Source organism: Acutalibacter caecimuris (genome assembly GCF_034335085.1).
GTDB lineage: Bacteria > Bacillota > Clostridia > Oscillospirales > Acutalibacteraceae > Acutalibacter > Acutalibacter caecimuris.
This window is the reverse complement of sequence record NZ_JAWXXJ010000001.1, coordinates 196,153-217,352: the sequence shown is the minus strand read 5'-3', so window position 1 is coordinate 217,352 and position 21,200 is coordinate 196,153. Positions and strand designations below refer to the sequence as shown.

At 55.9% G+C, this 21,200-nt stretch carries 20 protein-coding genes; 7 read left to right on the top strand and 13 right to left on the bottom strand.

Translation table 11 applies throughout. The features are described 5' to 3' along the window. Positions 1-8: 8 nt before the first annotated feature. The 4 genes from U8U01_RS01145 to U8U01_RS01130 all read right to left on the bottom strand — a co-directional run bounded on the left by U8U01_RS01145 (position 9) and on the right by U8U01_RS01130 (position 3,383). On the bottom strand, positions 9-890 hold the full coding sequence (locus U8U01_RS01145; RefSeq protein WP_322169124.1) for a sensor histidine kinase: 882 nt from the start codon (positions 888-890) through the stop codon (positions 9-11). A 13-nt stretch (positions 891-903) separates the two neighbouring features. Then, positions 904-1,710, bottom strand: coding sequence for a hypothetical protein (locus U8U01_RS01140; protein ID WP_322169121.1), 807 nt, complete (start codon positions 1,708-1,710; stop codon positions 904-906). Beyond that, positions 1,703-2,614, bottom strand: a complete 912-nt coding sequence (locus U8U01_RS01135) for an ATP-binding cassette domain-containing protein (RefSeq protein WP_322169118.1) — start codon at positions 2,612-2,614, stop codon at positions 1,703-1,705. Before U8U01_RS01135 ends, U8U01_RS01140 begins: the two co-directional genes overlap by 8 nt. A 100-nt stretch (positions 2,615-2,714) precedes the next feature. Next, positions 2,715-3,383 (bottom strand): response regulator transcription factor, encoded by a 669-nt coding sequence (locus U8U01_RS01130; RefSeq protein ID WP_322169116.1) that lies wholly within the window; start codon positions 3,381-3,383, stop codon positions 2,715-2,717. A 431-nt stretch (positions 3,384-3,814) separates the two neighbouring features. Between U8U01_RS01130 and U8U01_RS01125 the strand changes: the two genes are divergently transcribed. The 4 genes from U8U01_RS01125 to U8U01_RS01110 all read left to right on the top strand — a co-directional run bounded on the left by U8U01_RS01125 (position 3,815) and on the right by U8U01_RS01110 (position 8,774). Continuing rightward, positions 3,815-4,477, top strand: coding sequence for a response regulator transcription factor (locus U8U01_RS01125; RefSeq protein ID WP_322169113.1), 663 nt, complete (start codon positions 3,815-3,817; stop codon positions 4,475-4,477). Next, entirely contained in the window at positions 4,474-5,451 is a 978-nt protein-coding gene (locus U8U01_RS01120) for a sensor histidine kinase (protein WP_322169110.1), read from the top strand. Before U8U01_RS01125 ends, U8U01_RS01120 begins: the two co-directional genes overlap by 4 nt. Before the next feature lie 81 nt (positions 5,452-5,532). Beyond that, positions 5,533-6,219, top strand: coding sequence for an ABC transporter ATP-binding protein (locus tag U8U01_RS01115; protein ID WP_322169234.1), 687 nt, complete (start codon positions 5,533-5,535; stop codon positions 6,217-6,219). Beyond that, complete coding sequence (locus tag U8U01_RS01110; RefSeq protein ID WP_322169107.1) at positions 6,216-8,774, top strand: ABC transporter permease; 2,559 nt, start codon at positions 6,216-6,218, stop codon at positions 8,772-8,774. Before U8U01_RS01115 ends, U8U01_RS01110 begins: the two co-directional genes overlap by 4 nt. A 169-nt stretch (positions 8,775-8,943) precedes the next feature. Here the strand turns inward: U8U01_RS01110 and U8U01_RS01105 are convergent, their stop codons facing one another. Continuing rightward, positions 8,944-9,609: a recombinase family protein gene (locus U8U01_RS01105; protein ID WP_322169104.1), complete on the bottom strand. Its 666-nt coding sequence runs from the start codon at positions 9,607-9,609 to the stop codon at positions 8,944-8,946. 342 nt (positions 9,610-9,951) lie between these two features. Here U8U01_RS01105 and U8U01_RS01100 point away from each other — a divergent pair, with 342 nt between their 5' ends. Together U8U01_RS01100 and U8U01_RS01095 are read left to right on the top strand one after the other, a co-directional pair. Then, positions 9,952-11,430: an O-antigen ligase family protein gene (locus U8U01_RS01100; RefSeq protein ID WP_322169101.1), complete on the top strand. Its 1,479-nt coding sequence runs from the start codon at positions 9,952-9,954 to the stop codon at positions 11,428-11,430. After that, positions 11,427-12,911: an O-antigen ligase family protein gene (locus U8U01_RS01095; RefSeq protein WP_437124375.1), complete on the top strand. Its 1,485-nt coding sequence runs from the start codon at positions 11,427-11,429 to the stop codon at positions 12,909-12,911. Before U8U01_RS01100 ends, U8U01_RS01095 begins: the two co-directional genes overlap by 4 nt. Before the next feature lie 750 nt (positions 12,912-13,661). Here the strand turns inward: U8U01_RS01095 and U8U01_RS01090 are convergent. The 3 genes from U8U01_RS01090 to U8U01_RS01080 are packed head-to-tail and all read right to left on the bottom strand — an operon-like array spanning position 13,662 to position 15,151. Then, positions 13,662-14,102, bottom strand: coding sequence for a C-glycoside deglycosidase beta subunit domain-containing protein (locus tag U8U01_RS01090; protein WP_322169095.1), 441 nt, complete (start codon positions 14,100-14,102; stop codon positions 13,662-13,664). Continuing rightward, entirely contained in the window at positions 14,057-14,275 is a 219-nt protein-coding gene (locus tag U8U01_RS01085) for a hypothetical protein (protein WP_322169091.1), read from the bottom strand. The genes U8U01_RS01090 and U8U01_RS01085 overlap by 46 nt, the downstream gene beginning before the upstream one ends. Positions 14,276-14,278: 3 nt before the next feature. Next, positions 14,279-15,151 carry a sugar phosphate isomerase/epimerase family protein gene (locus tag U8U01_RS01080; RefSeq protein WP_322169087.1) on the bottom strand — a complete coding sequence of 291 codons (873 nt, stop codon included), beginning with the start codon at positions 15,149-15,151 and terminating at the stop codon, positions 14,279-14,281. 200 nt (positions 15,152-15,351) lie between these two features. On the opposite strand from U8U01_RS01080, the gene U8U01_RS01075 reads away from it, so the two are divergent. Continuing rightward, positions 15,352-15,981 carry a cyclic nucleotide-binding domain-containing protein gene (locus tag U8U01_RS01075; protein WP_322169086.1) on the top strand — a complete coding sequence of 210 codons (630 nt, stop codon included), beginning with the start codon at positions 15,352-15,354 and terminating at the stop codon, positions 15,979-15,981. A gap of 55 nt (positions 15,982-16,036) precedes the next feature. Here U8U01_RS01075 and U8U01_RS01070 read toward each other — a convergent pair whose 3' ends face one another. The 5 genes from U8U01_RS01070 to U8U01_RS01050 form a co-directional block, all read right to left on the bottom strand. Next, positions 16,037-17,137: an alginate O-acetyltransferase AlgX-related protein gene (locus tag U8U01_RS01070; protein WP_322169083.1), complete on the bottom strand. Its 1,101-nt coding sequence runs from the start codon at positions 17,135-17,137 to the stop codon at positions 16,037-16,039. A 9-nt stretch (positions 17,138-17,146) separates the two neighbouring features. Continuing rightward, positions 17,147-18,547, bottom strand: a complete 1,401-nt coding sequence (locus U8U01_RS01065) for an MBOAT family O-acyltransferase (protein WP_322169079.1) — start codon at positions 18,545-18,547, stop codon at positions 17,147-17,149. Between the two features lie 25 nt (positions 18,548-18,572). Continuing rightward, on the bottom strand, positions 18,573-19,151 hold the full coding sequence (locus U8U01_RS01060; protein ID WP_322169077.1) for a bacteriocin transport accessory protein: 579 nt from the start codon (positions 19,149-19,151) through the stop codon (positions 18,573-18,575). A 313-nt stretch (positions 19,152-19,464) separates the two neighbouring features. Beyond that, positions 19,465-20,286, bottom strand: a complete 822-nt coding sequence (locus tag U8U01_RS01055) for a Fic family protein (RefSeq protein ID WP_322169075.1) — start codon at positions 20,284-20,286, stop codon at positions 19,465-19,467. Positions 20,287-20,328: 42 nt separating this feature from the next. Then, positions 20,329-21,174: an Rpn family recombination-promoting nuclease/putative transposase gene (locus U8U01_RS01050; protein ID WP_322169071.1), complete on the bottom strand. Its 846-nt coding sequence runs from the start codon at positions 21,172-21,174 to the stop codon at positions 20,329-20,331. Positions 21,175-21,200: the final 26 nt, after the last annotated feature.

Genomic DNA, 21,200 nt, shown 5'->3' with positions numbered 1-21,200 from the left:
CCGCCATTTTACTCCGTTTCGTTTCGGAAACACAGTTCGATCTGCAATTCGTTACCCTCAATCCGCGCGGAAACGCCCCCCTCCATCTGTTCCATCAGTTCCCGGACAATGGCCAATCCCAAACCTGCTCCGCCATGGTTGCGGGCTGGATCCCCTTGGTATAGACGGTCAAAAAGGCGGGTGGGATCGGGCCGTTCGCCTGCTCCGATGGGGTTGGCAAAGCAAACGCCGCTGGCAGTCGCAGATACGGTAAGCCCCCCTCCCCCATGCCGGATGGCATTGGAAATCAGATTTTTGTAGACCCGCCCCAGGGCGTCCCTATCAGCGTAAACGGTGATATCCTCCCTGTCAAACCGCAGTTGCGGCTCAATCTGCGCTATTTCCAGCTTGGGATAAAATTCTGCCAACGCATCATACAGGGGTGGGAGCAATGCCACCATCCCGCAGTCCAGCGGCAGGGGGCCACTTTGCAGGCGGGTATAGAGGAACAGTTCATCCAGTAGCCCGTCTAATTCTTTGAGCCGCTTTCCAATAATCTCCATATACTCCACCCGGCGCTCCGGCTCCTCTTCCAGCAACTGTAAATAGCCCATCGCCCCGGCCAGCGGCGTACGGATATCGTGAGAGATACAGGCCATAGTGTATTTTAACGCCTCTTCTCTACGTATGGTTTCCAGCCGGAGTTTACGGCTTTCTTCCAGCCTGCCATTCATGGCCCTGCATAATTGCCGGGCGGGTTTGCCACCGGTTTGCACTGTCAGGTTCAGGTTGCTCTCTGCCGGGGTTTTCTCCAACACCTGGGCCATTTCCAGAAATTGCCTGCGATATGCATACAGCCGAAACAGTGCGAGCACCAGTGCAAGAACCGCCAAGAGTAAAGCCGGCAGCATAGAGAGCCCCCCCTTATATATCCCGTTTTTTTGTCAGCAACAGGCTGCCGGCAATGTAGAGCACGCTCCACCCAGCCACACTGGCCAGAATCATCCAAATCTTCTCCATCCCCGCCTGGGGAACACAACAATTACTGACCAAAGAGCTGATAAAATACTTCTCTATAGGGGGCCAGCCCAGTTTCCCCGTGAACACACGCAGCAGTACCGCCGGGATCCCCCCACCGCACACCACTGACATAGGGATGCCTAAGGACACGCTGCGCGTGATCAGAACCATAGTCAGCGCCATCAGGGAAAACGCCCAGGTAGGCAGCCAGATCCAAAAGGTGTAGCTTAGCACATCCCCTATTGCGCTAGCGGCCGGATGCAGCCCAAACACAGGCGGCAGTATCAGGGAGAAAAACACTGCCAGTATGGTGATTACACCGCTGTATATCCCGCCAACCAGCGCCTTAGAGGCTACGTATTCCCAACGGTGCGGCCTTGCAAAGCATATGTTTTTTATATACCCACCCGCAAAGTCATTTCCCACAAAGAACGTCATCCCCATACCGGCCAATATGAGCAGGAATCCGCTGGATAAGCACTCATGGGCAAATGCAAGCTGGCTCATACTGGCGATCTGGGCCCCCATCTGATAATCTGCCGTTTCCACATCCGCGCCACTCTGCTCCATAGCGTCCAGAACTTCTGGCGAGGTTATAACAGCCAGCATAAGGCACAAAAACACGACCAGTGCCACCGTTATGGACAACATCACATAAAAATTCCGGCTTTTGAACAGCCTGCGGCTGTCCATTTTCAATGTGTTAAGCATGACCGTCCCCTCCCATTTTCTCTAAAAAGTACCCTTCCAGGTCTTGCTGGTGCTTGCCCATCTCCTCCACGGCGATACCGGCCTGGGTAAGCACCTGGCCGACAGACTTCACATCCACCGCGTCATATATGCGCATTTCCCCTTCAGGACGCATTTCCCAACGGCCCAACGCGAACTCCCGTTCCAGAATGGCAGCAGCCTTTTTAGACTGGCCTGTGCGAAGATGCAGGTAATCGGTGCATTTCTGCTCCAGCTCCTGGGCGCTGATTTGCTCAACCATTTTCCCCTGCCGGATAATACCATACCGGGTGGCAATTTTGCTCAGTTCGCCCAATATGTGGGAGCTGAGCAGAATGGTCAGGCCGCGCTCCCGGTTAAGCCGCTGTAAAAGTTCCCGCATCTCCCGGATCCCTTCCGGGTCCAGGCCATTGATGGGTTCGTCCAGCAGCAGGAGGTCCGGGCTGCCCAACAGGGCAAGCCCAACGCCCAGCCTCTGTTTCATCCCCATAGAATACTGTTTCACCGGTTTCTTTTCATGAGGGATAAGGCCCACTGTCTTTAATGTTTCATCCACCTGCCGCTTAGGGTCAGCCAATCCCAAAAGCGTGGCATAAAGGTACAGGTTTTCCCGGCCGCTTAGATCCTGATACAACCCCGGCTGCTCGACCAGCACCCCTATACGCCGGTGTGCTACTGTATCCCGCAGGGGCCTGTCGAAGATGGTTATCTCGCCCTGCGTGGGGCTTGCCAGGCCACATAACAGCTTGAGCGTAGTTGACTTCCCGGCGCCATTCTGCCCGATAAAACCGTAGATATCCCCCTGCTCTACCCGCAGTTCCAAGTGGTCTACAGCCCACTTGTCCTTGTAACGCTTTGACAGGCCCATTGTCTGTACAACTGCCATTCCAATGTCCTCCTTTGTCTGGTTTACAAGGCATAGTATAGCGGCCAAATGTCCAAACATCGCCAAGAAAAGGTAAAGAAAGTATAAAGTTCAGCCCAGTTCAGCTCAGCTTGAAACCGATCCCCCACACAGTCTGGATGTAGCTTTCCGTACCGCTGGGGCGAAGTTTTGCACGGATATTGCTGATGTGCACGTTGATGGTCTTATCTTCAATCGCGTTTTCTTCCTGCCAGACCGTTTCATAAATCAGTTGTTTCGTAAACACTTTCTTCGGGCGGCGCACCATAAGTTCCACGATCTTAAACTCATGGGGGGTCAGCTCCACAGGCAGGCCCCCCGCTATCAGGGCCATTTCGCCGATATTCAACTGCCAGTCCCGGAAGTACAGCACCTCGTCCTCCAGCGCCGTGCTGGCGTGGCGCAACTGAACCTGTATCCTGGCCCAAAGTTCTTCCAGTTGATAGGGCTTGGTCATATAGTCATCTGCTCCCAGCCCCAACAGTTCCACCTTGTCGGAGAGTCCGGAACGGGCTGACAGGACGATCACCGGCACCCGGCTTTCCCGGCGAATCCCGTCAATCAACTCGCTGCCGGAGAGCCCCGGCAGCATCAAGTCTATTAGCAGCAGGTCACAGCCGGAACTTTTCCAGAGCATACGGCCTTCGGTACCGGAAAATGCCTGGGTACACTGGCAGCCATGCCGCCGCAGGTATCGGGCTGTGGCGTTGTTGATGTCGGTGTCGTCTTCAATGATGAGGATGTGGGGCATAGGGGCCCTCCTTGTTTTCGTTTCTGCTGGAAAACAGTATAGCATCAAATCCAAAGGCCGTCAATCGGCGGACAGGAGGTTCGGTGTGTAGGTGACCGGCAACGCAATGTTTCATCGTTTGTCCCCTTTTCATGCGCTGCCCTGCCAGGTGTCCGCTTAAGAGCAAGTTGGGTTTCCTTCATCCACTGTCGTTTTACACAGCGCCCCCATGCTCGTTCCGTCCTGCAAGCAAGCGCTTAAAATCGGCCAGGGCCCATGGAAACGATTGCGAAATCCCAAAGGCTGGGGTATAATGAAACCATCCATTTGCACCCCCATAGAAACCATCTAGGTCGGGAGCAGCACCTCAAAGGCAGCAAAAGCCTACGGGCACAACATAGAGAACTTTCAGCCCATACGAAACGACGTCACAGAGCAAGGAGGTCACACACATGAAAAAAATCTTGATCGTTGAGGACGACGAAGCCATCCGTACAGGCCTGTGCCGGTCACTTTCTTCTGACGCATGGATTGCGGTGGGCGCAGAAGATTTGGCGTCTGCCGGGCGGCGCTTGGAAACGGAGGGGTTCGATTTATTACTTCTCGACTGCAATCTTCCAGACGGAAACGGCATTGATTTCTGCCGGGACCTTATGAATAAAACGGCGCTGCCTGTGATCTTCCTTACCGTACGGGACGCCGAGATGGACGAAGTGGCGGCGTTTCGTGCCGGGGCCTGCGACTATGTGAAAAAGCCCTTTTCCCTGATGGTGCTCCGGGAACGCATTGCCGCCCTGCTGGAGCGCACGGAAAAGCAAAGGGATTTATATGTAGACCGGCGGTACCGGTTTGATTTTGGGGCGTTGGATTTTTTGGTAGACGGTACAAGGGTGCATCTGGGCGCTACCGAATATAAACTGCTGGCGGTGCTGGTGAAAAACGCAGGCAAAGTGCTTTCCCGGGCAGCGCTGACAGACGCCCTTTGGGAGGGCGGCGAGGAACTGAACGAAAACGCGCTGTCTGTAACGGTCAGCCGGTTGCGCGGGCGGCTGGGGGAGAAAAGTATCAGCACCATTTACGGGCTTGGGTATATGTGGGTAGGTGACCGGGCATGATACTGTTTTTTATCCTGGCTTGGCTCATCCTGACCCTGGTGTTCTGCTTTGCAAACAGCCTTTTTGTGGGCAGCATCTGGCCGGCCGCCTGCTATTTAGCACTTATGGGTTTTGCCGCTTTGGGCTTTGCGCTGTATGAGAAGAAACAAAGGCAAAGGCTCCTGGACGACGTACAAAAAGCCCTGGAAGGCAAAGACGATTTTGCGGTGGAGGAACGGGAAATTGCGCCACTGGCACGGCAGCTTAAGCTGAAACGCAGCGAGGAGGAATGCCGGGACCGGCGGGTTACAGAGAGTTACCGCAATCTTTCCGCGCTGGTTTCCGACATCGCCCACCAATGCAAAACGCCGCTGACCGCTGCCGCCATGTACGCCGAACTGCTGCCAGCCTCCCCCGAATCAGCGGCGATTGGGGAACAGACGAGAAAACTGCGGTTTCTTTTGGATGCCTTGGTCAAACTCTCCCGGTGCGAGGGCGGGCTGATTGCGGAAAACGTACACCCTGCCAAGGAGCCGTTAGAGAAGTTGACGGCCCAGGCCCTGTCTGCTGTTGTGCCTGAGGCCGCAAGGAAAAACCTGACCCTTTCGGCAGAAATCCCCCAGGGCTTGGCCGCGCTGTTTGACCTGCGCTGGACTGCGGAGGCGCTGGGGGCGATTCTGGATAACGCCGTGAAATATGCGCCGGAAAACTCGGAAATCACGGTCGCTGCCCAGCGGTATGACAGCTATATCCGGCTGGATATCCTGGATGAGGGCCCCGGCATCCCGGAGGAGGAGTTGCCGGAGATTTGGAAACGGTTTTACCGCGGCAAAACCGCCCGGCAGGTTTCCGGCGTGGGCATCGGCCTTACCCTCTGCCGGATGATCGTCCAGGCGCAGGATGGGCGGGTTGTCTGCCAGAACCGGGACCGTGGTGGCTGCCGGTTCAGTATCTTCCTGCCGGCAGAACCCCGCCAGCAGGATAAAAAAGCATGATCCTTTCAAAAGTGAAAGATTTTGTTGCCGCAGGGAAAGATTCGTCTGTTATAATTTTGGCATCAGAAAGGAGGAGCGCAAATCATGCTCATACAAACGAATCAACTGACAAAGATTTACGGAAACGGAGAAAACGCACTGCGGGCGCTGGACAGGGTAAACCTGTCTGTGGAGCGGGGCGCGTTTGTTTCCGTGGTAGGTTCCAGCGGCAGCGGCAAAAGCACCCTTTTACACCTGCTTGGGGGTATCGACAAGCCCAGCAGCGGGACAGTGGCCATTGACGGCACAAGCCTGGATTCCCTCGCCCCCGACCCCCTCACCGTGTTCCGGCGGCGCTACATCGGGTTCGTGTTCCAAAGCTACAACCTGATTCCCGGTCTGAACGTCTGGGAGAACATCGCCCTGCCCCTGGGGCTGGACAAGCTGAAAGCCGACAAGGAGGAAATGGGGCAACTGCTCTCTACCCTGGGCATTTACGAAAAGCGCTATTCCATGCCCGCCCAGCTTTCCGGCGGCCAGCAGCAGCGGGTAGCCATTGCCCGGGCACTGGCCACAAAGCCCCATATCATCCTGGCGGACGAGCCAACCGGGAACCTGGACAGCAAGACCAGCCTGGAGGTCATGCTCCTTCTGGAAAAGCTGAACCGGGAATTATCCCAGACGATTTTGATGATCACCCACAACGAGGAGTTGGCGCAGATGACTTCCCGGCGCATCCGCATCGAGGACGGACGCATCGTGTCCGACAGTGGGGAGGTGGCGGGATGATTTTCCGGCTTGCACGCTTGCAGATTCAGTCCCACCGGCTGCGCACGGCGTTTGTGGCCGTGGCGGTGGTGCTCACCACGGTGCTGTACATGACGGTGATCAGCTTTGCCTACTGCACTTTGGCTTCCATCCAGCTTTCCAAAATGTTGGCGTTTACCTCCGATTTTCACGCGTTAATTGTTGATACCGGATATTCTATCTCCGGGGAAACCTTGCGGGAGGAAATTCAAAGCGCCCCTGAGGTTTCGGAAACATTTCTGGCAGCCTTTGCCCCTGTGCATTGGGAGGAACCGGCAGAGGCGAGCAGCGTAGAGCAAGGGTTTGGCATGGCTTTTGTGGATAGGGAGAAAGTTCTCCCGCACCTGTTCATAACACGGACCGAGGGCCGGTTCCCCCAAGGGGTGGACGAAATTATGCTCTACCGGGAGGCGTTCCCCACCCATTCCATTGGCGATCCGGTCCGGCTTTTCATTCTGGGCACGGGGAATGCGGAGCCGATGGTAAGGGAGAGAATCTACACGGTCTCCGGTTTCTATCGCAGCGACGCGGATAGGCCGCCCCCGGCGGTGGCGCTGTATGGAGAGCACGTGGCGGAGGAATTGGAACTGAGTGTGATGGTGAACTTTCACAGCAGTTTCGGAATAGAACAGCGGCTGGAGGCGGTAACAGAGCGGCTTTCCCAATGGGAACTTCCGGGGGAGGAGCAGCGCACACAAATCAACCAGGCCTATGTGGGGGCGGATTTGGGCAACCTCCTCCAGCCAGTCAACGTCCTGCTGATGCTCTTGGTGATCGGGGTGCTGTTCTTTGCGGCTTTCCTGCTCATTTATAACATCTATTCCATCGCGCTGACCCAGGATTTGCGGTCGTTTGGACTATTGAAAGTTATCGGCATGACCCATAGGCAGATGAAAAAGCTCACCCTCACGCAAACCGGGCTCATTGCCTGCGGGGCGCTGCCGGTGGGTCTGGTGGCGGGGTATTTTATTGGGTTCCGGCTCCTCTCCCCTATATTTATGAGCATGAGCGGGGAGGTGCTGCCCTACCGGTTCAACCCGATTATTGCCCTGCTCAGCGGGGGACTGACGCTGTTTACCCTGTTCTTCTCGGCGCTGCGGCCCCTGGCACGCATCAAGAAAATGACGCCCATCCAGTCGGTTTCGGCTGAGCCGGAGAGCAAAACTCCCAAAAAGGAAAAGCAACGGGAGGCCCCTACCTCCCCCCTCACGCTCGCCATAGCCGGGCTGCGCCGCAGTCGTGGCCGGATGCTGGTGACTTCCCTTTCGGCGATGGTGTCTGTGCTGCTCTTTGTGATGGTGGGCGGGTTCACAGATATAATTGTGAACGTGGAAAGGGTCGGGATGTTCGACGTGGAACTGGGGCTGGGGGATGGGGACCGCACGGGCCTTATCCCCGATGCGCTTACGCAAATCTCAAGTTTCATTGCGGTGGAGCCGGATATGATTGAGAAACTTGCCGCGTCCGATACCGTGGAGGAAATGCAGTTTCTGCGCTTTGGCCAGGTAGAGGCAGATATTTCTCCCGGTCTGGAAGAGAGCCTTCGCTCGTTTCTGGCACAAAAAACAGAATATGAGTGGGAGCGTGAGAAGTACCAGGGTATTCTTGACATCGGCAGGATAAAAACCGCCGTTCTCTCCATCCCCGACCAGCTCTGCCGGGATATTGTCGTCTACCGGGATGATATGCTCAAGCCTTTTCACTATGACGGAGAGGAACTGTACGACGGCAAACACGTGCTGTGCGTTTTCACGAAAAACGAGCTGCAGATTCTCCCGGATATACAGTTTTCCGCCGGGGAGGTACTTTCCTCAGAAAGCTTAAAAAGAGAATATGAAGTCATCCCCGTGGAGCTGTCCTATGGCCTCTGGACAGCTCTGGCGGAGATTTGCGGGAGCCCCACGGCGAATAACGCCGGCGTGGAGGAAGTGTTTTTCCTGCTGCCCGAAAGCGTCTTTGAGAAGGAGTTCCCGGACGCGCCGGTGTTCAAGGTGCTTGTGAACGCAAAAGAGGGCAGGTCGGACGCGCTCCTAGAAGAGGCGCAAGCCCTGATTGAGGGGCGCGGCGTGGGCTCCGGCGACACAAGATTCGACTATCTTTTGGGCGGCAAACTCCTGGATTTCGAGGAATTACAGGAGCGGCTTGCGGCGATCCAACTCACCGGGTACGGCCTGTGCGGCATTATTTTCCTGATTGGGCTGATGAACATGGTCAACAGCGCCATCACCTCCACGATTCTACGGCGGCGGGAGTTCGCCCTGCTGGAGGCAGTAGGCATGACCCATGCGCAACTTCGCCGGATGCTGCTGTATGAAAACAGCGTGGGCGGGCTGTTTGGCCTGGGGGCGTTTGCGGTTGGGTCTGCTCTCTCTTATACGCTGCTGGCGCAGGCGTTCGGCGTGCAAGCCCATGCGGTTTCCATGCCGGCAGTGGGCATACTGCTCCTTTTGTTTGCTGCCGGGAGCGTGGCGGCAGAATTTGCCTATCGGATCGTGATCAAAGCCTCGCTGACCGAGCGGGTAAAGTGGGAAGATTGATTGGTTCGGTAATCACGTTTGCGCATTTTGTTTAGCCCAGTTGGGAAGATAGCCGCCCTGTCCCGTTGCCTTCATTTCGTGCACAGTGCACAATTATATTGATAATTCGCTGGCATTGCCCACACAAAGCACAGATAGGCAAGGCAAATTATAGGCTGTGTTTACCCGTCTAAGGGCGCAGGAAGGGGGCACCGGCCCTGGTGCTGTCCCCCTTGCGGAACTGCCGCAGCCGCCTGTAAAAGGTGGAATCGCTTATATCGCACAGCTCCAATACATCCCCAATGCCAAGCTCTTTTTTCTCCCAGCGCCGCACAATTTCGGGAAAATCCGCGGGCAATGGCTTTTCCGGCCTACCGAACTTCACCCCCCTGGCCTTTGCCGCGGCAATGCCCTGTTCCTGCCGTTTGCGGATATTTGTCCGTTCATTCTCTGCCACAAAAGAGAGCAGTTGTAATACAATGTCAGCAATAAAGGTGCCGATCAGGTCTTTATCGGTTCGCGTATTCAACAATGGCATATCAAGAACGCAAATATCGGCGTTCTTTTCCTTGGTAATGACGCGCCACTGCTCCTGTATTTCCCTATAGTTACGCCCCAGGCGGTCAATACTCAGTATGTAGAGGATATCTCCCTCCCGGAACTTTTTCAACATCTGCTTGTACTGTGGCCGCTCAAAATCTTTGCCGGACTGCTTGTCCATGAAGATATTGCCTGGCGGTATGCCCTGGGCTGCAAGCGCAACCCGCTGCCTGTCCTCATTTTGGTCGGTACTGGAAACGCGGATGTATCCATAGGTTTTCACTTTTTTGCTCCTTTCCAAATGGCTTTTTGTCATATTTTGGCAGATTAAGCCGTAATATTTTTAATAATACAGCAAAACCCAAGGAAAGTGGGCAATTTAGCAAAGAAATTTGCCAAAGTGGGTGGCAGGGTCTGCCACCCACTAAACTGCATAAAAAGCCCGCCTGTCCCCCTACAGGCGGGTTATGTTCATTGGCTTTTGGGTCGAAAAGAACCGCCGGACACGGCTTACAGCCGGCAGGGGACTTGACATTTTCCATTATATGTGGTATTATTATATAATATAAGTATCAAGCAACCGATCGCATTCCTGCCCATAGTTTGGTCAAAAAATTGCCGGTTCAACTATTATAAATTCCTATAGGGAGCCTCCTCTATGGCATCTTCAATTTTATGCAAGCAGAACCGATGGGGTGCAGCCCATTTCCTTACCCTATATGTGGTATTGCACCCTTTTATTGATATGCTCACTTATTTCGGCGTGCAGGCGCAAATGCTTTTCACGGCGGGCAATATACTGCGCACGCTGTTTTTGGCAGGGGCCTGCCTTTATATCCTGTTTTGCGGACCTTTTCCCGGGCGCAGGCCCCTGTTGCTTTGGCTGGGGGTGCTTACGCTTTACCTTATAGCCTTTTCTGCCCTGAATTTTTCTGAAGGCGGGCTGCCGGTACTGGTTCGCAACGGCTTGGAGTCTGTCAAAACCTTTTATTTCCCGTATATGGCGGCCTTTCTCTACGCACTGTACCAAAAAGAGCGCTTTGTGCTGCCCGACTGGGCTTTGGCGGTTGCCGGCGCCGGGTACTGTGTGGTGGTTTTGCTGGCTTTTTTGACCAATACCAGCTATATTTCCTATAATGCCGGCTACGGGTACTGCGGCTGGTTTTTCTCCGCCAATGACGTTAGCGCTATGATCTTGCTGACCGCGCCCCTGCTGGTCTACCTGTGCCTGACCCATGTGGCCATGAAAAGCCGCCCCTGGGTGTTGGCCGGGGCGGCCCTGGCCCTGCTTTCCCTGGTTTTCAGTGCGGCGTTTATCGGCACCAAGCTGCTGTATCTGGGGGTTTTCCTATACATCCTTCTGGCCCTGGCCTGGATGGTGGTGCGCTATTTGCGGCGCCGTGAAAAGCTGGTTCTCCGGTGCGTAGCGGTGCTGTTGGTGTGCTGCGCCGGGCTTGTGGCTATCTATCCCGTTTCCCCGCTGAACCACTACATCACGGATATTTACACCCCCATGTCCGGCGATGACCCCGACGCGCTACGGGCCAGCCTGGAGATTCCCGGTGTGGTGGAGAAGGATCGGGCCAAAGCCTATGCGGAATATGAAATGGCCGCCGAGGGCACCTGGCTGCGGCAGCAGATGGACACCCACCGGCTGCTTAAACGCGCGGACTGGCTGCTCAGCAAACGCCTGACCATGCTGGCCCCTATTTTGCAGGAGTATATGGGGGCCCATACGGGCAGGCGCCTGTTGGGGCTGGGGTATGTGAACCTGGACGCCTATGAAAAGGATATTGAGCACATGATCGAGATGGAGGGCCCGGCCCTATGGCTGCGTCACGGCGTGATTGGTTTTGCGCTGTATTATATCCCCTTTTTGGGGGCCTCCGTTTATTTGATCGTACGTTTTTTTCGGCTATTCAGGCACAATATACAGGATTTGCGCACTTGCAGCCTACTATATGCTGTGTGCGTGCTGTTTACCGCCTCTATGCTGATCGGCCATATTCTGGTACCGCCCTGCACCGGGCTGGTTGCCGCCTTGTTATACGAAAAATTGCTGGTACCACAACCGCCTGCCTGCAAGTGGCTGTGCCCGGCAGACAGCAAAGGGCAAGGAGGTGCGCCGGCCTTATGAAAACCAAAGTGGTGGCTTATTTACCGCATTTTATGGCTGTTTTACTGTTCCTTCAGCCGGTGGCGGACGTGGTTTCCTACTGGTTTCAGGAATGGGGGTTCTCCTCGCTGCCCACACTGGCCCTGCGGTTTGGTATGTTGGGCATCTCCCTGCTGGCGGGTTTTTGGCTTTCGGAAAAAAAGCGGGCCTACCTATTGGGCGCCGCTGCCCTTGTAGTGCTGGGGGCCGGCCATGCATTTGCCTGCTTGCAGGCGCCGGGGGGCTATCAAGACCCCTTGCCGGACCTGATCAACCTGGTCCGGATCGCCCAATTGCCTGTCCTGACCCTGTGTTTTATCACCTTTTTCCGGCAGAATCCCAGGGCTTTTGCCGGCGCACAGGCCGGGCTGGCCCTTGCGCTGGGGTTTGTTTTTCTGGTGGCCTTGCTCAGCCGGCTGACCGGCACGGACCCCAAAACTTACTCTGACGGCCTGGGGGTACTGGGCTGGTTTGCCGTCACCAGCAGCCAGAGCGCCATCCTCAGTATGCTGGCGCCGCTGGTTTCCGGGTGGCTGTTGGCCCGCCGGAATACGCCTTGCTTTTGGGCCAGCCTGGCCATAGGGCTGGGTATGCTCTTCTTGTTCGGGACAAGGCTCACCTATTTGGGCATCTACGCCACCACTGTGGGCCTGGGCGTGTCCCTTTTGCTGACCGGCTGCCGCGCCCACTGGAAAACCGCTGGGGTGCTGTTTGCACTAGCGGTTGTGTTTACCTTGCTAATCCCCTACTCTACCATGGGGCACCACTTGCGGGCCGACGGCAGTGCGCAAAATCGCCGGCAGGACGCCATCTACGAGATACTGGGCGAGGATAAGGCCAGGGTGGATCTTTTGAAGGAAAAGCAGGCCGCCGGGACGCTGGGCGAGGCGGAGCACCAGTGGCTGGTGGGCGCTTTGACGCCGGTTTACGAAAAGTATGAGCGGGACTTTGTAGAGATATTTGGTGCGGAAAAGACCATGGAGATGTTTCATTATACGTATGATATCTTTACATTCTATGACGTTCGCTATAGAAAGCTGCTGTTTGCGCGGACTTTGATGGATACTTCGCCCGCCAGTACCCAGATTTTTGGCCTGGATTACTCCCGTTTTTTGGTGGGGGACAACGTATATGATGTGGAAAACGACCTGCATGGTATCTATTACTTGTGTGGGGGCGCGGGGCTGGGGGCTTTGGCCGTGTTTTTTGGTTATTTTGTGTACCTGGTTTTCCGCGCGCTGTGGCAGGATTTCCGCCGGTATTTCACGGTGGAGGCGGCCTCGCTGGGGATTGCGTTTTTGACCTGTTTGGCACACATTGTCAATACATCGGGGGTACTGCGGCGCCCAAATGCCTCGGTTTATCTCTCTTTTGTGCTGGCCGGTATTTACTATTTGGTCAAGGTGAAGGTGTACCCCCAGCCTGCCAAGGGGCAGCGGAAAATCGGGCGAAAGAAGGCATAGGGGGCCTGTTTATAAAGGGCTTGGCCCTTCGATTTTTAGCATAAAATTTCCCAGGAGGAATAAAAAGTCCTCCTGGGTGCTTTTTTTGCCCCGGTTATGTGTGACTAATCGGCCGGTATGGCGGGGATGTTCCCCCGGTCTTGCCGCCTTCTTGCCCCGGTAATGGGCCGGTCTTGAGGGGGTCTTGCCGGGGGCTTGGCGCTTTTTGTTGGGGCGCTGCCCCAAACCCTGCTTAAGGGGCTTTTTGAAAAAAGTCCCTTAAGAATCCCCAAAAACTTTTGCGGGCGTTTCGCGCGGGTCTTTGGATCGCTGTGGCACTCCAGCAACGCTTTTTGGGGCGCTGCCCCAAACCCCGCTTAAGGGGCTTTTGAAAAAAGCCCCTTAAGAATCCCCAAAAACTTTTGCGGGCGCTGCGCGCGGGTCTTTGGATCGCTGTGGCACTCCAGCAACGCTTTTTGGGGCGCTGCCCCAAACCCTGCTTAAGGGGCTTTTTGAAAAAAGCCCCTTAAGGATCCCCAAAAACTTTGAAGGGCGCTTCGCGCGGGTCTTTAACTCATTTTTTATGCGCAAAAGGACAATAATAAAAAAAGAATAAATTTTTTATTCTGTCTGCTGGTTGGGCTGCGGACGTAGGTGCCCTCGCCTGCTTTAAAGATGGCAAAGCGTAAAAGTTTTGTCCACTTTTTCAAAAGTGGTGGGGTTTTTAGGGGTGAAACCCCTAAACTGTAGGAGGCAACAGCGGGGATGAAACTACACGATGATGAGGCGCCGTTCGTTTACGTGGTGGCCGAACTCTGGCATGAACACAAAGCTTTCTTTATCCGGATCCAGTTTCTCCTGCATGGCGGGGGGCATATAGCTGGAGGTGAAACAGAAACCGTACCGCAGGTCATGGTAGCCCTGACGGAGCCCGCCGGGCTTTTTCACCTTAAGGGCCACGGTTTCCGTGGGGTTCCAGTGGGTTTTAAAATCCTGGGCCATTTCGGCGGCCGTGTAGTCCTCCCCGCGGAGGCACCAGACCACCTGCTCGCGGCCAAAGCTTTCCCCATCCACCACCAGGGTGCCGGGCCGCAACTGGGACAGGAACACGCCCCGGTAGTAGGGCAGGCGGATCTTCAACTGGAAACCGATAATTTCCCCGTTTTCTACCAGGTTGCGGAAACCCACTGATTGGATGACTTCTCTTTCCATTGCTTTTCCCTCCTTAGGGCTTGTTTGAAAATAGAGGAAATGACGGTTTTTTGACCAGAAGCGGTCAGCTTCAAGGAGAAAACCGCAAGGAATACTTGCGTATTACGAGGATTTTCGACGCAGGAGATGGCTGCTTCTGGGTAAAAAGACGGCGTTTTCGATTTTTCAAACAAGCCCTAATCGCCCAACAGGTTTTTTAGTTGGATATGCTGCTTGCGCAGGGTTTGGCCCACCTGATAACCGGGGTCGTACTTGTCCGCACCTTCGTACTCGCTTAGAAGATAGCCGTCCCAACCGTGCGCCTGGAGCAGCCGGATGATCTCCGGGTAGGGGATGGTGGTTTCCTGGAAATCGTCGCTCATATGGATAAACTTGGCGTGGCAGCAGTAGATGTAGGGCAGCAGGGGCACCATATCCGCGGGCTCGTTGGGCTGGAACTGGGGGCTACGCCACTCACCCTCGGCAAACTTGTTGCGGAACACCGAGAAGTCGATGTTCAGGCCGAAATGCCGGGTGCCGGTTTCCCGGATAAAGGCCACGTAGTCCTGCACCATTTTCCCCTTAAGATTGGAGGGGGTGTGGATCTCCGGGCACATTACCAGCCCCAGTTTTTCCGCCAGGGGCAGGGCGCCCCGGATGATCTCCCGCCAGTTTTCTACCGGCTCCAGGTCGCCGTTGATCACCGGCATTTTGGTGCGCAGCACGGTGAACCCCAGCCGGTGGGCCAACCGTAAATCCCGCTTTAGCATTTCTACCGACTCTTCGGTGGACAGCTCCCGGCTGCCCAGCACGTGGCTGTCGATCCAGTGGCCGTACTCTACCGGCACAATATCGTACTTATCGCAGAGCCGCCACCAGTTTTCCACCCATTCTTCGGTGGGATAGGGATAGTTTTCGATATGGGTATTGGCCAGTATTTCTATGCCATGGGCGCCCATATCATGCACGTCTTCGAAACAGTCTTCCAGGGTTTTGGACAGCCCGAATTCGGCGGAGTAGCTGTAAAGCGCCACACCACGCTTAGGGCCTTTTTTTGTGTACTGGTACATATGATCGCTCCCTCAGGCCAAAATGTTTCCGGTTGGCGCTGCCGCCGCAACCGGCCGCGCCACGCCCTGATCCTTAAAAAGGGTACCTCCTGGGTTATTTTGCGGGGGCGGGACTGCCCGCCTTGCACCTTAAGTATAGCAGGGCGGCTTGCGCTTTATTGTATCATGTGATACAATAGGTGGGAAAAGAGGGGGGCTTTATGAAATATATCGATCAGCCCGGCCTGCTGGAACAACTGCTGGACGAACGGCGGATCCGCCAGCGGTTTTCCACCCAGGGGCTGGACTTTCAACTGGTACAGTTTGAAAAGGGGGAACTGCTGACAGCGCCCCACAAGCCCATGGATGCGCTGCTGTTTCTGGCGCGGGGGCGGGTGAGCATTTACGGCCTGCGGGAGGACGGCAGCAGTTTTTCGGTTTTTCTGGCGGGGCAGGATGTGCTGCTGGGGGATATGGAGTTTATCCGGCGGGAAACGCTGCCCTTTTTTACGGAGGCTTTGGACCGGGTGCTGTGCGTGGCCCTTCCGGTAGAGCGCTACCGGCCCCTGCTGGAGGCGGACGCCCGGTTCCTGCGCGCCCTGCTGCGCACGGTATCGGACAAATTTATGATGTTTACCCTGCTGGAAAACCCTGCCCAGCCCCTGGAAGAAAAGCTGCTGGCCCTGCTGCGTACCATACAGCCGGACCATATTTTGCACGGCATAAACACGGGGACGTTGCAGCTTCATTGCAGCCGGGCCCAGCTACAGCGGGTGGTGAGAAAGCTTTGCCAGGAAGGGGTGCTGCGCAAGCTGGGAAAAGGGGAATACCAGCTACGGCAGGACCGGTAGCCCGGCAGGGTATGGCAAGAGGGCGCGGCTGTGGTAGGCCGCGCCCTCTTGGGGGTTACTTGATGGTTTCGCTGTTATTGAGGACAGAGGCGCTGTAGAGGAACAGCACGTCCTGGTTGGTAAAGGAGATAAAGCGGCCCAGCATGGCGGGGGATATATAGCGGATATCCACCAGGGTGATGGAGGCGTAGCCCTCTGCCAGCAGGGGGGCTATGCTGCTGCCGAAGGAGTCCCGGAAGAGGATCAGCTCCTTGCCGGTGGGGGCGTGGGGGTTTTCGATCTTCAGCAGCGATTTGGGCCCTGCCAGGAAGAAGGCGTAGGGGTCGCGGCCTGCGGCCTGCGCCGGGTCGTAAAGGGGGATATAGGCCTGCGTTTCGTAGTCGTACACCCGGCAGTCCTCCAGGGCGGCGTAGCGCAGGTAATAGAGCTCCTCCCCCGGCAGGGGCAGGGCCGCCTGCCCATAGTACACCCCATAAAAGGGGGCCTCTGCCAAATGGCGGGTGTAGCTGCCCGGCAGGGTGGCCCCCATCTGGCCGGCAAGGTACCCGGCGGCATCGGTTATCTTTTCCTGCCGCCAATGGCTGTCTGTGCGGTAATAATCGGACAACTCCAGAAAGGGGGAGAGATCGATATACCGGGCAAAATCCAGCCGGGACGCCAGGGCGTCCACCAGGTCCCCATGGTCCAGGGCCGGGGCGCCATGCCCCGGCGCCATATACCCGTTCTTGTCCGGGATGACGGACAGGTAGACCGCCATCCCTTTGCCGGCCAGGTACTGCTGGTAGATATACCGGAACCGCGACGCCGCGTAGTCCACAGAGGGCAGGTCCAGGGGGTAATCCAGCTTGGAGATATGGCCGTCTTGCAGGTAGACCCCGTTGTTGTCCTTCTGCCTGAAGGCGTACAGGGCGGTGAGGGCCTTGACCGTGCGCAGCGTATCCCGCAGGGGGAACTGGTCCAGCGCGTATTCCTCAAAATCTGCCATAAATTTCCCAGAAACTACCGCGTCCCAGCCGGCAGCCGGCGGGGTGGCCAGGGGCCGGCGCTCGCTGGCCGACTGGGCGTCTACAGGCTTGAGGAGCGCCCACAGCAGAAAGCCATACAAAAAGATACAGGTGAGGGCCACAAGGGCCATATCCTTCCGTTTTTGCGGCATACCGTCCTCCTAAAATCTAAAGTATAAGAAGGGATTGAAGGAACCGTCTATGAGATAGGCGGTGCACACCGTTAGCAGCGCCAGACAGGCCACCGGCTCCGCGATTTGGCAGGCCAGGCAGGTATACCTGCCTTTCTGTGCCAGGGCCGCCAGCTTTTTGGGCAGGGGGGTAGCGCCGAGGAGCGCCAGTACCAGAATAACCAGGTAGCTTTGCAGGTAGTAGAGGCTCTCTACCGTAAGGGCCGGCAGGGCCCGGCCCCCGAACATAGCGGAGATATGGGAGAAGGCCGCTGCCACATTTTCCGCGTCGAAGATCACAAAGCTGAGCATGACCAGAAACAGCACGTACAGGTGGCTTACCGCCCTGTGCCTGTGCAGCCACCCGGCCAGCCACAGCTTTTCCAGCATCAGCAGGGCCGCAAACAGCAGGCCCCAAAGGGCGAAATTCCACGCCGCGCCGTGCCAAAGCCCGGTTGCCGCCCACACCACCCCTATATTGAACAGCCAGCGGGGCTTGCCCACCCGGTTGCCCCCCAGGGGGATGTAGAGGTAGTCCCGGAACCAGGCCCCCAGGGAGATGTGCCATCTCCGCCAGAACTCCGTGATACTGCGGGAGATATAGGGGTAGTCAAAGTTTTCCGGGAAACGGAAACCAAACACATAGCCAAGGCCAATGGCCATATCGCTGTAGCCGGAGAAATCGAAATAAATATGCAGCATATAGGCGGCGGCGTACAGCCAGCAGAACAGGACGGAGGGCTCCGCGGACCCTTTAAAGGCGGCCACCAGCGCCCCCAGTTGGTTGGCCACCAGTACTTTTTTGGATAGGCCGATGACGAAACGGCGCACCCCCTTGGCGGCCCCGCCCAGGCTGTGGGCCCGGTTATGCAACTGGCCGGCTATGTCCGCGTACCGGACAATGGGCCCTGCCACCAGTTGGGGGAACATGGCGATATAGGCCGCCAGGTCCACGTAGTTCCGCTGTGCGGGCACCACGCCCCGGTAGACGTCCACCGTGTAGCTGAGCACCTGGAAGGTGTAAAAGCTGATGCCCACCGGCAGGGCAATCTTCAGCAGCGGGAGGGACAGCCCGGTTACCCGGTTGACATTGGCGATGAAGAAATCCGCATACTTACAGTACCCCAGTAGCAGCAGGCTGAAAAGGACGGAAACCGTCAGGAGGGCTTTGGAAGGGCCTTTATCCCGGTATTTTTCGATCAGCCGCCCGAAGAGATACCCCTGGGTGATGGAGAGGAGCATGAAGGCCAGGTATTTGGGCTCGCCCCAGCCATAGAAAAAAAGGCTGGCCACCAGCAGCACGGTGTTCTTCAGGCGCTTTGGCGAGGCAAAGTACAGGGCCACCACAACAGGCAGAAAGTAAAACAGGAAACTTATACTGGAGAATAACATGGCTTAGCCTTTACCCTACCGCCGGTTACACCACGGGCTCATTGCAGAGGGTTTCCGCAGCGGGGTACGCGGCCGCCACTTTTTCCTGGAAGGTGGCGGTGATCCCCTCCTCGCCAAAGAAGGCCACCACATAGCCGCCGGCCTCCATGATCACCAGCCGGTCCGGGAAACCGCACATCCACTGCCGTTGCAGGATGTTCTCTTGCAGGGCGGTGGCAAGCTCCGGCAGGGCGGCGGCGTCTTTCACATGGTACACGCCGCAGGTAAAGGTATTGGCGTTCATCATGTGCACAAGGGAGGCCGCGTCGTCAATTTTGTCCACAGCGGCCGCGGGGAAACCCAGGGTGGTATCCAGGGCGGCGGCATCGCTGAGGCTGAACTTGCCGGGGCCGTCCATGGTCATGTTTTCCTCGGACATATCGCCGCCGGCGGCGGCAAAGCGCTCCTCTTCCCCATAGCCGGCCCACACGGTGGTGAGCAGCTCCAGGGCGCTGCCTATGGCGGTTTCCCCTTCCCCCTGGGAGCCGGCGGCCGGTTTGCCGCCGCAGGCCGCAAAGGCCAGCGTGAGCAGCACCGCCAAAAGGATTGCCAGGTTTTTTTTCATTGCTTTTATTGCTTTCATTGTTTTCATGATGTCCATCCTCCAAAATATGATTGCCTTGGCTGTTTGGCCGGACAGGGCCAACAGGGGCGGGTCAAAAGGAAAATCCCCAGAAACCGCACAGTTTCTAGGGATTGTAGACTTGGCTATGGGCCAAGGTCTTGGCCCTACCGTGCTTAAAAGATGCCATCGACCCTTGGAGGGCCAAAAACCCTAGTATTTATGCGGTTTTCCGGGCTTTTCAAAAGCCGTCATTATAACTCTGCCTTAAAAGATGCCATAATTTCTTACTCTGTTTGTAATGCGTTTCGAGCCCTCACTGGCAAAAATCCAATTCCAACTTTTTCTCAGTATCCCCAAAACCCTGCTCACAGGCGATATTCAAATATTCGTCCAACCTCTGGCTTTCCAACTCGGCTACCATCTCCGCAAAAGGCCGCAGCTCCTGGTTCACGACATAAACATCCAATGCCTCAAAATATTCAAGGCGCTTTTCTTTTACAATCGAAACTGGCAGGAAACCCGCCTGCATCAACTGATAATTCATGATCATCCGCGATGTTCTGCCGTTGCCGTCGGTGAAGGGGTGGATGCGCACAAACTCGGCATGTGTCCATGCCGCCATTTCAATAGCATTTAGGTCTCGGGGATTGTGCAGCACAGAGCAGAATTCTTTGATCTGCCAGTACATCTCGCTGGGAGGAGGCGGCTTATGATTGGCTCCTGTGATACGCACCCCAACATTTCGGTATATCCCACCGATCTGGATGTTCTCCATAATCCGCGCATGAATGTCTTTGATGATCTGCTCGTCCAGCGGCCTTCCCTTTGCTATGCAGTCTTTCACATAGCTGAACGCCCTGGCGTGGTTTGCAACTTCATATATCTCCCGGAGGGTTTTGCCGCCCACTGACAGCCCATCCTCCAGAATCGCTTTTGTTTGGACAAGCGTTAGAGTGTTTCCCTCAATGGCGGTGGAATTGTGGGCATATTCGATCTCAAATGCTTTGTCAAACTTGGATATGACCTGGTCAGGAATGCCGGGCAGAGTTTTCTGGAGCTGCCAGCGCTTTTCACATAGCATTTGATAATCTACAGGACTGCCTTCCTCCCTTGTACAAAACGTTGTATAATCCATGGCACTCACTCCACCTAACTTCATCCCGCGCAGAAAGCCAACTCAGCCTTCTTCCGCTATTTTTTTGACTTCGTCCAAATCCATGCCACAAATATCGGCAATTTCCTCCAGAGTCTTATGCCGCTCCAGCAGCCGCTTAATCAGGCCAGCCATGGCACTATGCTCACCCTCGGCCCTACCTTCAGCACGACCCTTTTCCTCACCCTCTCTCAGGGCAATAAACCGTACATCCTCCAGTTTCGCCGCCAGCGTCATAAACCTCTCCACCTTCCTGTCGTCGGATTTGATATCCTCCACCGCCCGGTCGATCCGGGTCAGATATTCGTTGCCGGAAACGTCAAAGGACAGCTTATTTTTCTTCGCGTTGATGTACCGCAGAAACTCCAAAGCCGACTCACTAAGGTTTGGCTTTGTGAACTGCGCGTTCAAAATATACGCATGGGAGCCGTCATCATATACGATGTCCTCCGCACCATCAATTACAGATTTACGCTTATAAAGCGCCAGTCCCCGACCATAATAATCGTCCGTGCAGACGAAAATCACATAGCTGGACTTCAGGTCCCGGTAGCGCTCAGATACCTCCAGGGTTCGCCGGTCCAGGGAACTCTGGTAATACCTGATCCGGCGCTCCAGGTCATAGGCGCTGCCGGTCTGCATCTCCACGGCGTACTGCGTCCTTTCGCTGTCCTCCAGGGAAATATCCAGCCGGACGCCATGCAGTTCAAACCCGTCCTTAATATCCTGCTGTTTTTCGATATAGGTGATCTCCGCAATTTTCTTCTCCAAAACCGCCTCCAGCAGCGGCTTGACGTTCTCAGGCTGGCGCATCACTTCGCCGAAGATGAAATCATTGGCCAGCGAAAGCTCCGCCGCAGCTTTGTTCATGGCGTTCACCTTCTCTCTGTTATCAT